This window comes from Marinobacter shengliensis (genome assembly GCF_030297115.1).
In the GTDB taxonomy this organism is placed as follows: Bacteria; Pseudomonadota; Gammaproteobacteria; order Pseudomonadales; family Oleiphilaceae; genus Marinobacter; species Marinobacter shengliensis.
In genome coordinates, this window is record NZ_AP028062.1 from 92,076 (window position 1) to 104,215 (window position 12,140).

Here is a 12,140-nt window from a genome sequence, read left to right on the forward strand (position 1 = left end):
CGGGTTCAGTCTTCGCTGGTGTCGGGCAGGTAGGCGCCGTCTTCGTCGTGTACTTCGCGGCCGGTGACCGGAGGATTGAAGGCACAGATCAGGCGCATGTCTTCGGTGCCACCGTAAAGGGTATGCTGGTCGTGCTTGTCGAGTGCATACAGGGTGCCATCGGTGATCTCGTGGGTTTCACCAGTGGCCTTATCCAGGATTTTGCCGTTACCGGCAACGCAGTAAACCGCTTCCAGGTGATGCTTGTACCAGAGGTTCAACTCAGCACCGGCGGGAATAATGGTTTCGTGGAACGAGAAACCCATGCCGTCTTTTTTCAGCAGCATGCGGCGGCTGGTCCAGCCTGGGCCGGTGACTTCGCGCTCGGTACCGATAATGTCTTGCACTCGTACAATTTTCATTCGCATTCCTCATTGTGTGATGGAATAGCCGTACAGTATAAACATGCCGGTTAAGGCCGATTCAACCGCCAATCGTCGTAAACCATCATGGCATGCTCAATGGCGGTTGCCAGAATCTGTCGTTGCTGGTGGCCGAGAGATTTTTGCTTGCGACAACGGTCGAAGGCTTTCTGGATCTCCCGGCGACTGTGTTTATCGAGCCGCTCCAGCCAGTGCTGATCGGCTGGTTCCAGCTCCAGCAGGTCCCGTCCGGCGTGGTTCCGGTGGCTGATGTGCCACCAGTGATCTACTGCCCTGCCCAATACAACATAGCCGAACTGGCTGTCCTGTACGGGGCCGAACGTGGCGCTTTTCAAACCGTCTTTCAGGGGGCCGATGTTCAGTGCCGGGAGCAGCAGCCGGTCACCGTAAAAGTAGCTGCCGGCGGCACCGATCAGCCCACCCACCAGGGCTCCGGCGCCAAGGGAGGTGCCGAAGGTCGCGGCGTCAATGCCGGCACCCCCGACCGCACCCGCACCAAAGCCGGCCCCGGCCAGATACTTCTTGCTGACCGCCCAGTGTTTCCGGGTGTCTTCGGAGAACAGGTCGTGCTGGTTGGCCCATTCCAGCTCTGCCTCCTGGCGCTGGATACGTTGATGCTGGTACAGGTGTTCAATGTTCACCCGCAGGGTCTGTTCGCGCTGGCGCTGATGCCGATACCAGCGGTCCCGCAGGGTTTCAGCCAGGGAAGCATCACTGATGCTGGCCACTTGATCCAGGGTGAGTGTGCGCTTCTCCTGATAGGCCATCATGTCTTCCAGGGCTCGCGCGATCAGGCCGGCGGCCTGGTGGCGGCGCTGTTGTCGTTGCTGGGCCAGCAGGTCGGTGGCCCGGGCGAGGGTCTGCTCCCAGTCCGGTTCAAGCTGTCCGAAGGCTTTGAGCAGGCTGAGATGCTGCTCGAATGGGGCGCGAACCGCGTCGAACTTGCGGACAACCTGAAAGAACTGGCCGAGTGCGGCCTGCCAGGTATCGCTGTAGTCGTCATCACCGATGCTGTTGATCAGGGCCAGGCTTGGCCGGCCAGTCCAGCGCAGGATGGTCATTTCCGCCTCGTGCTCGGTACTGTAGGGCACGGAACCATCCACCACGTAAATGATGCCGGCGCCTTCGATAACGGGTGTCAGCAATTCGCATTCATCCACGTAGCGATCATCGCCCTGGTGCTGGAGCACGAACGCCCGGACGGTTTCCGGATGGTCGGAGGCCGACAGGCTGTGGGCTTCCAACCACTGCAGTACCCGCCGGGGTCGCTGGAAGCCGGGGGTGTCGACCAGGGTGTACAGCTGCTGGCCATCAACACTGAGCGGGTAGGCCTGTCGGGCCCGGGTGGTGCCCGGTTCCAGGGCGATGGCGATGGCGTCGTTCTGTGACAGGGTGGCCACCACACTGGACTTGCCTTTGTTGGGGTGGCCGACCACCGCGAAAACCGGCTGCTGGTTCATGGGCTTTCGGTTCCGGTCTGGTAGGGGTTATCCGGCACGGACGGCAGCACGGTGACCTGGGCAAAGCCCGCCGGTAGGCGCTCGGTAAATCGCAACCAGGGTTGGATCAAGTGGTCGGCTGGTGCGCGGTTGGCGTCGGAGGCCAGCGGTAGCACCAGTACACGGGTATTCCCTGGCCACTGCTCCCGGGCATGGTCCAGGAAGTCGTGCAGCTCGCCGGTGGGGGGTTCCCAGCTGCGGGTAACCACCATAACGCTGGGTTCCGGGCTCTCTGCCAGGGCCTGCGCCAGGGTTGCCAGCACCCGGTCATCCTCTTCCAGAGAGGCGCGCCCCCCGGCCTTTAGGATCTGGGTCTGGTTACCAAGTAGTTGTTGCGGTAACTCCGGCTCACCGGCACCGGCCCAACAGACAATATGGTCCGTGTCTGATAGTTCGACGGTCCGGGCCCGGGTGGTGGTGTCGGGGAGGTCGTCGGCGTCGTTGTGCTGGTTGCCGGTGTCCAGGGTCGGGGTTTCCATACGCCAGGCCAGCGCTTGCATGCCGGGATGCTGTTGCAGAATCCGGCGGGCCTTGTGGGTGATCAGCCAATGGCTGAAAGCCAGAAGCATTAAGCGGGGCACCAGCACCCAGGTTAGCCACAGCATGACGACAAATGGCCACCATTGGCCCCATTGCGCCGGGGGTGTGTCCGGGCTATCCGGAGCAGCCCGGAAAAACCGCGTGGCCTCGACCAGTTCCTGGGACGGCACAGCCGCCGGCCACAGCCAGCCCCAGGGGGTGGCAAGCGCCTGCACCAGTGTGTGATACCCGCCGGCGGCCGTGTCGAGTGTGGTGCTCCAGCCAAAGGCCAGGTCTTGAATCACAAGCAACACCAGCAGGGTCAGTAGCCCGGTGGTGGCGAACGCGGTGCCGCCGGCGTGGGCGGCACGGGCCATCAACAGCGGTTGCAATTGTGCCAGGGTTTGCCCCGGCAGTTGCGGCTGCAACCGCCGTTGCAACCAAGCCCAGGGCTGCCAGCCGGCGACCGCCTGGAGGGTGGTTGCGACAGCCAGAAACAGCTGCAGCAGCACAAAGGCCAGGAACACCGTGATGTTGATGCGCTGGCCGCCATCGTAGAACAGCAGGCCGGCCATGGTAATCACCCCGAACAGTGTCCCGGCTGCGATAAAACCACGCTGGATACGTTGCCACTGCAACTCGAGCTTGTGGTTCGCCTGGCTTGCACTGCCGGGGCCGCTGAGTCGCTGCATGTGTGCCAGCCAGGCCGCTGCGTCGGGGCGAATGCCCTGCTGTTCGCAGTCCAGTGCAAAACGCCGGTCCCGGCGGTGCAGAAAGGCGGGGGCTTGCTCCCTGTCGCGCTGGATGCGGTCATCAAACTCCAGCAGCAGACGAAGGGGGTGGTGGCTCATGCAGAATCCTGTTGCATTCGGTCGGTTATGCTTTCCTGCTAGGATATAGCCAACAACGCCCGTTAAGCCAGCCGGAACGCCCTATGCCCCACCACCTGATGAACCTGCGTAACGTACCCGACGACGAGGCCGACGATATCCGCGCCCTGTTCGAAGAGCATGAGGTGCGCTATTACGAAACACCACCCAGCCGCTGGGGCATCAGCATGGGCGGTTTCTGGGTGCATGACGATGACGAGGCGGAGCGCGCCCGGGCGCTGTTGGATGACTACCAGGCCCGCCGCCTGCAAGCCCAGCGCGAAGACTACCTGGCCCGTTGCCAGCGTGGTGAAACCGGGCTCTGGTATCAGTTTCGACGCCGGCCGGTCACCTTCCTGGCGGCACTCATCGCCATTGCCGTTATTCTCGGGTTGAGCCTGTTACCGTTCATTCGCCTGGGCTGATTGCGGCCCGGCGCCCTGGCGAGCCAGGAACCGGGCCGCCTGATCGACCGCATTGCCGGCGGTCAGAAAGCTGGTGACATGGCCCCGCAGGCGCATCCGGTAGATCTCGTGATACACCCCCTGGGCATCCAGGGCCTCGGCAAAACGCTCGGCCTGACTGAACGGAACCAACATATCCATGGTGCCGTGAAACAGGAAAAACGGCGGCGTTGCTGCACTCACATGGGTAACCGGAGACGCCCGTTGGTAACGATCGGGTTGTTCTTCCAATTCAGCCCCCAGAAGCTGACGCAATAGCCGGCCAGAGCCAAAGGCGGGCAAGTCCGCTGGAAGCCCGCCGGCCACCGCAGCCTTTAGAGCTGTTTCCGGGCCGCCATGGGGCCTGTTCAGGTCACTGTCGGTGCTGGCCACGGTGGCCAGCAGGGCCACCAGGTGAGCGCCCGAGGAGAAGCCGAAGCCAGTGACCCGGGAGGTGTCCAGGCCATAGCGGCCGGCATTCCGGTTCAGCCAGTGGCGGGCGATCTGCAGGTCGTGCAGCTGTGCCGGAAACGTGAAATCCGGGGCGAACCGGTAATCCACGTTGAGCACGGCGAATCCCTGGCTGGCCAGGGACTCCGCCACCCAGGTCATATCGCTTCGGGAGCGACGCTCCCAACCACCACCATGAACCATCAGAACTACCGGGGCAGGATCAGTGCGCTCAGGCACGTAGAGATCGGCGTACAGCGGCTCTGGCCAGGTATCCGGTGAATATCGGAGTGAGGAATGAACGGTGAACCCGGTTTCCGGCAGGGTAACGGAGTGTGATGGCGTTGGCTGGTGGCTGGCGCAACCTGTCAGGAACAGGGCGGACATGGCCATGATGGCACTGATATACCTGACATTACGAACGATCACTCCCTGCCTCCTTAAGGCTTGCCAATTAACGCGATGATACGAGCTGCCGCTGAAGATGGATGTCGATGGGGGCATGTGTCCGGATCGCAGGACGCTGTCTGAAAAGCCGGACACTTCTGAAAAGGCCGCACTGCCGGGGATCGAAGGTGATTTGAGCCTGTGCATGTCCGGAAATCCGGAAGCTTTCACCTGTTGAATCTGTGTTATTTGAAATTAAATCAATAAAAACAGATGGTTGGGTTGTTGGCACAGGATCCGCAAGGGCACTTTCGCCTCTTATGAGGTGATTTCAAAAACAACAAACAAGGAACGATCATGAAACCCATAACACTCTGTGCCCTGATCGGGGCCAGCGGGTTGTTGCTGACTGCCTGCAACGACCGCAACCCCGCCTTCAATCAGTTGCCCGACTTCATCCAGGGCGACGTTCTTCAGCACGATTACGATGGCATTACCGACGATCTTCTGACCGCAGGCCTGGGGGCAGATGGATTGGCGTCTGCCACCGCTCCGGCGTTCGCCGACCCCCTCAACCCGACAGCCCGAGAGCGTCGCCGACTGGCTATTTACAACAATTACCGGGCGTTGGTAGATACCGCCCCGGGTGGCGGCTACGGTGAGCTGTTCGGCCCACACGTGGGGGTGGCAGGTGATGGCCAGGTGCCCGGTGAGGAATTCCTGGCGCTGATGTCCGTGCCCAGTAGCCCGGTGCCGTTGACCGTGATGGTGCAGGTGCCGGCTAGCTTCAACGTTGATGCGCCCTGTATGGTAACCGCGCCTTCGTCCGGTTCCCGCGGAGTCTATGGTGCAATCGGTACGGCCGGTGAATGGGGGTTAAAGAAGCAGTGTGCCGTGGTGTACACCGATAAAGGCACCGGCACCGGTGCCCACAACCTGGCGAACAATCAGGCCCAGACCCTCGATGGCGACCTGACCGATCAGGATGTGCCAGTGCTGTTTCGGGCACCGCTCACCGACACCCAGCGCGGCGACTTCAACGCCCAGTGGCCGGACCGATTCGCCTGGAAGCATGCCCATTCCCGGGCCAATCCGGAGGCGGACTGGGGCCGGCATGTACTGCAGTCCGTTGAGTTTGGCTTCTACGTACTGAACAAAAAGTTTGGGCGCCTGCTGCCGAACGGAAAGCGACTGAAAACCATTAAGCCGGACAATACCCTGGTCATTGCCTCCAGTGTTTCCAATGGCGGCGGTGCCTCGATACAGGCAGCAGAGCAGGATCAGCAGGGGCTGATCGACGGAGTTGCGGTGTCTGAACCCAACGTCAATCCGGTAGTGGATCGCAGCTTCAGCATTCGTCAGGGAGAGGGGCCCGAGATCACCGAACACAGTCGCAGCCTGCTGGATTACACCACTGCCCTGGCGGTTTATCAGGGGTGTGCCAATCAGGCCCCGGCCATTCGCGACCTGGCACCGTTGAACGGTGCATTCAATCCTCCGGCCATTGGCCAGAACATCTGCCAATCACTGGCCAACAAAGGCCTGGTGTCCGGCGCCACGGTGGATGACCAGGCAACCGATGCCCTGCGGATCCTCAATGAGGAATTTGCCATTCAGCCAGAACAGAACCTGCTGGCGCCGCTGCATTTCGGACTGGCCGTCGCCCAGAGCATTTCCATGACCTACGCCAATGCCTACAGCCGCAGCGGTGTGGAAGATCGCCTCTGCGACCTCAGCCTGGCCGCCACTGACGGTAGCGGGGCTGTCATACCCCTGGCTCCGGCGGCGGAGGCGGCACTGTTCTCGGCCAGTAATGGCATACCCCCATCAGCCGGTGTCAACATTGTGTACGATCAGGCGGAAGGGCAGCCCACCAACCTTGCCGCCAGTGTGTCTCCCAGCTCCAGCCTGCCGGACTACGGCCTGGATGCCCTGTTGTGCCTGCGTGCCCTTGCGCAAGGCACGCACCCGGAAACCGGTGCCGAGCTGACCGGTGATGCAGCGGCGCTGGCGGATGCGGTCGCCTCGGGGATTGCTGAGGTGCGGGCAACCGGAAACCTTCGGGGTAAACCTGCGGTGTTTGTGACCGGGCGCGCCGATGCAATATTGCCCATCAACCACACCTCACGGCCCTATGTGGGGCTCAACCGGCAGGTGGAAGGCAGCGGCAGCGGACTGCGCTATTACGAAATCCTCAACGCCCACCACCTTGATGTGCTCAACGGATTTCCCGGTGTCGGAGATCGTTATGTCCCCCTTCACCATTACTACTTCCAGGCGCTGGATTTGATGTGGGCCCATCTCACCGAAGGCCAGCCATTACCGCCAAGCCAGGTGGTTCGGGCCGTTCCGAGGGGCGACCTGGCGAATCCGCTGACGGAAGCCAACCTCCCGCCAGTGCTGCCGGTACCGGCGGACGCCGACCGGATTATCCATACCGGAAGCCAGCTTCGAATACCGGAGTAGGGCGAGTTTGGTCGGTTTCTGAAAGACAGGATATTTCGATTTGCCCCCGGACTGGGGGCTTTCTATACTTCCGTGACTGCGTCCGGAAATCCGGACGCCCAGGGTTGCCCCATGAACCAATTCCGGCCCGTGAGTACGCGGTACATGACCGAGCTGTTTACCGATAAAAACAAGAGTGGTCTGACAAGAGACCTGATAGAAGCGCTGTTTCCCATGTTTGAGGAAGCCAGTGCCGGTGCCATTGCCGTGGACCGGCATACCCGGATTACCTGGATTAACAGCAGCTATTCCCACCTGCTGGGCCTTGGCGACCCGGCCCAGGCAATCGGCAAACCGGTGCGCCAGGTGATACCCCAAACCCGAATGCCGGAGGTGGTGGAAACCGGCAAACCCCTGCTGTTGGACATCATGGAACACAACCAGCAGCAGTTGGTGGTTACCCGGCTGCCCTATTACGACCAGCAGGGTGAGATCGAGGGGGCGGTTGCCTTCGTCCTTTATGATGACCTGCAACCGCTGACGCCACTGGTATCAAAATACCGTCGCCTGCACCGTGATCTCGCCGCCGCCCGCAAGGCGCTGGCGAAGAAGGCCCGGGGCACCCGTTACAGCCTTGGGGACTTTGTTGGTGGCAGTCCCGCTGCCCTGGAAGTCAAACGGCGTGCCCGTCTGGCCGCTGGCCGGGACATGCCAGTGCTGCTGCTGGGAGAAACCGGTACCGGCAAGGAGGTTCTGGCCCAGGCGATCCACGCGGTATCGCCCCGGGCCGACAAACCCTTCGTTGGGGTGAACGTGGCGGCCATTCCGGAAAATCTGCTGGAAGCGGAGTTTTTTGGTGTGGCGCCGGGTGCCTATACCGGAGCTGACCGGCGTACCCGTGATGGCAAGTTTCAACTGGCCAACGGGGGCACCCTGTTCCTGGACGAAGTGGGCGACATGCCGCTGCCGTTGCAGGCGAAACTGCTGCGGGCCCTCCAGGAGGGGGAAATCGAACCCCTGGGTTCAAACAAGGTGGCCAATGTGGATGTGCGGGTCATCGCGGCAACCAGCCGGAATCTGGAATCGATGATTGCTGAGGGCAGTTTTCGGTCAGACCTCTATTACCGCCTGAACGTGCTGGAAATCAACATACCGCCGCTACGGGACCGCTTGGCGGATCTCGGGGTGCTGTGCGAGGCGCTGCTGGGTGAAATCTGCGAGGGCCAGGGGCTGCGGGGGGAAATTACCGATGCCGGGGTGGCGGCTCTTGGCAGCTATGACTGGCCGGGCAATATCCGGGAATTGCGCAACGTGCTGGAGCGGGCGTTGACCATGAGTGAGGATGGCGACCTGCTGGATGCCGATGCCATCTTCAAGGTATTGCCGAGGGCGAGCCAGCGCACTTTGCCGGCCATGGCGCCCAGGCCGGTGCGGCCGCTCGCCCAGACCCTGGCCGAGGCGGAGGCCCAGGCCATCGAGCAGGCGCTGCTGGCCTGCCGGGGTAACCGTACCAAGGCCGCCCGTCTGCTGGGCATTTCCCGGTCGGTTTTCTATGAAAAACTGGCGAAGCTGTCCTGAATCCAAGACATATGTCCTGTTTTTAGGACACTTCACTCCGGCCAAGGTCTTGAAGTGTCCGGTCAGCCAGACGCTCCGATGTTTCTGGAATATGGGGAAAAATCATAATTAATTGATAAATAAAGACTTTGTTTGGATGGCACGGTGTCTGCTACAGCCTGAATGCAGGACGTCAGAACAACGCTCGAAAACAACACTGGCGCACATTCGTTGGACCCGAACCGGTCAGTCGCGGTTTCGTGCGTTGTCTGATTCAACTCAGACCAGCCTTTCGGCACCAAGACCGAAAGGTGGATGACAACAACAAGAAGGATCCATTTCATGTCGATCAAGCAAAAGCTCTCGCGTCTTACCTATGGTATTACCGCTGCGGCTGTGATTTCCGGCAGCCTGATCAGCAGCGATGCCCTGGCATCGGAACGAGTCCGTTGGCAGGTGCCCCTGGCATTCCCGTCGCATCTGATAGGCCTGACTACCCCGGTCAAACACCTGACTGAGAACCTGAAAGCGGTTTCTGGCGGCAATATCCAGCTTCGTTACTATGAGCCGGGCGAGCTGGTACCCCCGTTTGAAATCATGGAATCCGTCAGCACAGGCAAGTACCCCGCCGGTTACACCTGGGTGGGTTACGATCAGGGTACTATTCCCGCGTTGCCGTTGTACTCTGGCGCCCCCTTCAACATGGAACCCCCTGCCTACCTGGCCTGGTATTACCAGGGTGAGGGCCGCGAGTTACTTGAAGAAATCTACGCCAAACGCAACATCCATCCCATGCTGTGTTCCATCATCGGCCCCGAGGGAGCCGGCTGGTTCGCCAAGCCGATCGAAAGCCTGGATGACATCGACGGCCTGAGAATCCGCTTCGCCGGCATTGGCGGCAAGGTCCTGGAAAAGTTGGGTGCCTCAGTCACCATGATTCCGGGTGGCGAGCTGTACCAAGCCTTGGAGCGCGGAACCATTGATGCCACCGAGTTCTCCCAGCCGGCCATTGACAAGATGCTGGGCCTGGACCAGATCATCAAGAACTACATCATGCCGGGTTGGCACCAGACTCTGACCACTTCTCACCTGCTGGTGAACAAGGACGTCTGGAACAAGCTCAAGCCTGAAACCCGCGCCGTGATCGAAATGGGCTGCGAATCGGCAACCCTGAAAGGCTTCGCCGAAAGTGAATGGGCCCAGCCCACCGCCCTGCGGGATTACGAGAAGGAAGGCGTAAACGCCCAGACTCTGCCGGAGCCGGTACTGCGTGAGCTGCAGAAAGTCACCAACGAAGTACTGGACGAGATCGCAGCCGGAGACGAAATGTTCCGTCGCGTTCTGACCAGCCAGCGTGAGTTTATGGAACACCACTCCATCTGGCACTCCAAGGGCTACCTGCCCCGGGACTTCTATCAGTACGACTGATACCGAGTCCTGAACCTGTGGATGCCGGCGTTGCCGGCATCCACCCCGAATTTTCCCTGATTATGTCGAGGTGATTGTGACTCACGAGCACGAATCCCCCAAGGCGCCCGTGCCTGCTCAGGCGGGGTCTGGCCTGCCCTACAACCGGTTGTCCTGGTGGCTGGACCGGTTTGTGGCTGGCGTTGGCAAGCTCAGTTCCTGGCTATGGATTGCCGTGCTGGTGGTGGTGCTGGCCAACGTGTTCAGCCGTTTCATTCTCAATGCCGGATCGATCTGGCTTGAGGAATTGTCCTGGCACTTCTTCGGTGCCGCCATGATGCTCACGCTGGGCTTTGCGGTGGTGAAAGACGATCACGTTCGGGTGGACGTGTTGCGGGAACGGTTTTCCCTGAAATGGCAGGCGAGAATAGAGCTGGCGGCCATCTTGTTACTGGCGCTGCCCATCGTCTACCTGATGGTGGAAACCCTGATTCCCTACGCCTACAGCTCTTATGTGTACAACGAGCGTTCCCAGGCCCCCAGCGGCCTGCCCTATCGCTTCATCTTCAAGAGCGTGCTGCCCATCGGCATGACCCTGGTGGGTATTGCCCTGGCTTCCCGGGCCCTGCGTTGCTGCACGCTGCTGTTCCGATTTCCCCGCGAGATTGCCACGCCCGAAGGTGATGGCAACGGCGAACACCCGCATCCGTAACGAGGCACAAGAATCATGGGCTTGGAAACACTTCTGGTTATTGCCATGTTCGCCGCCTTCATGGTGCTGTTGCTGCTGGGTTTTCCAGTGGCCTGGTCATTGGCGGGCATAGGGCTGGTGTTTGCCGTACTGGCGAACTTTCTGATTGAACATTTTGATGCCGACCTCTGGTTCACCTGGAACGGCACCATCGGCGTCCTGGATGCCCGATTGTATGGGGTGGTGGCCAATGAACTGATGGTGGCGCTACCGTTGTTTATCTTCATGGGCATCATGCTCGACCGCTCCGGCATTGCCGAGAGGCTGATGCACAGCCTGGTGCGGGTACTCGGCCCGCTGCGCGGTGGCTATGCCATTACCGTGGTGATTGTCGGTGTGCTGCTGGCGGCTTCTACCGGTATTGTCGGGGCTTCGGTGGTGTTGTTGGGCATGTTGTCCCTGGGGCCGATGATGCAGGCCCAGTACAACAAATCCCTGGCGGTGGGTACGGCGTGTTCCGTGGGCACCCTGGGTATTCTGGTGCCCCCCAGCATCATGCTGGTGTTGATGGCGGATCGTTTGGGCACGTCCGATGCGTCTGTCGGTAAGCTGTTCATGGGGGCGCTGATTCCGGGCCTGATGCTCGGCGCCATGTATATCCTGTACATCCTGATTGCCTCCTTCATCAAAAAGGACCTGGCCCCGGCGCCAAAAAACCGGGAGCCGCTGGATCTCAGGGCGCTTCTGGATGTATTCCTGGCGGTGGTGCCGCCGATGGCACTGATCATCGCGGTGCTGGGTTCCATTTTCTTTGGCATTGCCACCACCACCGAGGCCTCGGCCGTGGGGGCGTTCGGTGCCCTGCTGATGGCGCTTCTGAGCCGGCGTCTTAACGTCAAGGTACTGCGGGAATCCCTGTACCAGACCAGCCGCACCACGGCCTTTATCTTCGGCATCTTTATCGGCGCCACGGTATTTGCCGCCGTCCTTCGCGGCCTGGGCGGCGATGATGTGATTCGCGATGCCATTACCGGTTTGCCGTTCGGTACCACTGGCATTCTGATCACCGTGCTGTTCATTACCTTCCTGCTGGGGTTCTTCCTGGACTGGGTGGAAATCACCCTGATCATCCTGCCCCTGGTGGCCCCTGTGGTGTTCTCCCTCGGCGTGGAGCCGGTGTGGTTTGCGGTGATGTTCGCCATCTGTCTGCAGACCTCGTTCCTGACCCCGCCGGTTGGTTTCTCCCTGTTTTACATCAAGGGTGTTTGCCCACCGGGGATCACCACACGCCATATCTACCTGGGGGTGCTGCCGTTTATTGCCCTGCAGGTGCTCGGACTGGCGTTGGTTTTCTGGTTCGAACCCCTGGCCACCTGGCTGCCCAACGAAGTCTACGGAGGTCGTTGATATGACCGCCCTGTACAAGACCAATAACAAACCGATCATCAACA

Annotated in this window: 10 protein-coding genes; 6 read left to right on the forward strand and 4 right to left on the reverse strand. The window is 60.8% G+C overall.

Annotated features, from left to right (window positions below; all coding sequences use genetic code 11):
* Positions 1-5: 5 nt before the first annotated feature.
* From QUE75_RS00385 to QUE75_RS00395, 3 genes are read right to left on the reverse strand one after another with little or no spacing between them, the layout of a single operon-like run.
* Positions 6-401 (reverse strand): ectoine synthase, encoded by a 396-nt coding sequence (locus QUE75_RS00385; protein WP_008176749.1) that lies wholly within the window; start codon positions 399-401, stop codon positions 6-8.
* A gap of 50 nt (positions 402-451) precedes the next feature.
* Positions 452-1,882 (reverse strand): GTPase/DUF3482 domain-containing protein, encoded by a 1,431-nt coding sequence (locus QUE75_RS00390; RefSeq protein ID WP_286252878.1) that lies wholly within the window; start codon positions 1,880-1,882, stop codon positions 452-454.
* A complete protein-coding gene (locus QUE75_RS00395) occupies positions 1,879-3,291 on the reverse strand; it encodes a DUF2868 domain-containing protein (RefSeq protein WP_286252880.1) in 1,413 nt (470 codons plus the stop codon). The genes QUE75_RS00390 and QUE75_RS00395 overlap by 4 nt, the downstream gene beginning before the upstream one ends.
* An 83-nt stretch (positions 3,292-3,374) precedes the next feature.
* Between QUE75_RS00395 and QUE75_RS00400 the strand changes: the two genes are divergently transcribed.
* On the forward strand, positions 3,375-3,734 hold the full coding sequence (locus QUE75_RS00400; protein ID WP_061331364.1) for a DUF6164 family protein: 360 nt from the start codon (positions 3,375-3,377) through the stop codon (positions 3,732-3,734).
* On the opposite strand, the gene QUE75_RS00405 is transcribed toward QUE75_RS00400, so the two are convergent.
* Positions 3,711-4,631 (reverse strand): alpha/beta hydrolase, encoded by a 921-nt coding sequence (locus tag QUE75_RS00405; RefSeq protein ID WP_286252886.1) that lies wholly within the window; start codon positions 4,629-4,631, stop codon positions 3,711-3,713. The two genes, QUE75_RS00400 and QUE75_RS00405, sit on opposite strands and share 24 nt — an antisense overlap.
* 315 nt (positions 4,632-4,946) lie before the next feature.
* On the opposite strand from QUE75_RS00405, the gene QUE75_RS00410 reads away from it, so the two are divergent.
* The 5 genes from QUE75_RS00410 to QUE75_RS00430 all read left to right on the forward strand — a co-directional run bounded on the left by QUE75_RS00410 (position 4,947) and on the right by QUE75_RS00430 (position 12,096).
* Positions 4,947-7,055, forward strand: a complete 2,109-nt coding sequence (locus QUE75_RS00410) for a 3-hydroxybutyrate oligomer hydrolase family protein (protein ID WP_286252888.1) — start codon at positions 4,947-4,949, stop codon at positions 7,053-7,055.
* Positions 7,056-7,199: 144 nt separating this feature from the next.
* Complete coding sequence (locus tag QUE75_RS00415) at positions 7,200-8,612, forward strand: sigma-54 interaction domain-containing protein (protein WP_286252890.1); 1,413 nt, start codon at positions 7,200-7,202, stop codon at positions 8,610-8,612.
* 321 nt (positions 8,613-8,933) lie between these two features.
* Entirely contained in the window at positions 8,934-10,019 is a 1,086-nt protein-coding gene (locus QUE75_RS00420; RefSeq protein ID WP_286252891.1) for a TRAP transporter substrate-binding protein, read from the forward strand.
* A 76-nt stretch (positions 10,020-10,095) separates the two neighbouring features.
* Positions 10,096-10,710 carry a TRAP transporter small permease subunit gene (locus QUE75_RS00425; RefSeq protein WP_208622815.1) on the forward strand — a complete coding sequence of 205 codons (615 nt, stop codon included), beginning with the start codon at positions 10,096-10,098 and terminating at the stop codon, positions 10,708-10,710.
* Positions 10,711-10,725: 15 nt separating this feature from the next.
* Positions 10,726-12,096, forward strand: coding sequence for a TRAP transporter large permease (locus tag QUE75_RS00430; protein WP_106694539.1), 1,371 nt, complete (start codon positions 10,726-10,728; stop codon positions 12,094-12,096).
* Positions 12,097-12,140 lie beyond the last annotated feature (44 nt).

Excerpts from the sequence above, each read along its gene's own strand:
- QUE75_RS00395 (WP_286252880.1), bottom strand. The coding sequence starts at position 3,291 with ATGAGCCACCACCCCCTTCGTCTGCTGCTGGAGTTTGATGACCGCATC.
- QUE75_RS00420 (WP_286252891.1), top strand. The coding sequence starts at position 8,934 with ATGTCGATCAAGCAAAAGCTCTCGCGTCTTACCTATGGTATTACCGCT.
- QUE75_RS00410 (WP_286252888.1), top strand. The coding sequence starts at position 4,947 with ATGAAACCCATAACACTCTGTGCCCTGATCGGGGCCAGCGGGTTGTTG.
- QUE75_RS00430 (WP_106694539.1), top strand. The coding sequence starts at position 10,726 with ATGGGCTTGGAAACACTTCTGGTTATTGCCATGTTCGCCGCCTTCATG.
- QUE75_RS00415 (WP_286252890.1), top strand. The coding sequence starts at position 7,200 with ATGACCGAGCTGTTTACCGATAAAAACAAGAGTGGTCTGACAAGAGAC.
- QUE75_RS00390 (WP_286252878.1), bottom strand. The coding sequence starts at position 1,882 with ATGAACCAGCAGCCGGTTTTCGCGGTGGTCGGCCACCCCAACAAAGGC.
- QUE75_RS00385 (WP_008176749.1), bottom strand. The coding sequence starts at position 401 with ATGAAAATTGTACGAGTGCAAGACATTATCGGTACCGAGCGCGAAGTC.
- QUE75_RS00400 (WP_061331364.1), top strand. The coding sequence starts at position 3,375 with ATGCCCCACCACCTGATGAACCTGCGTAACGTACCCGACGACGAGGCC.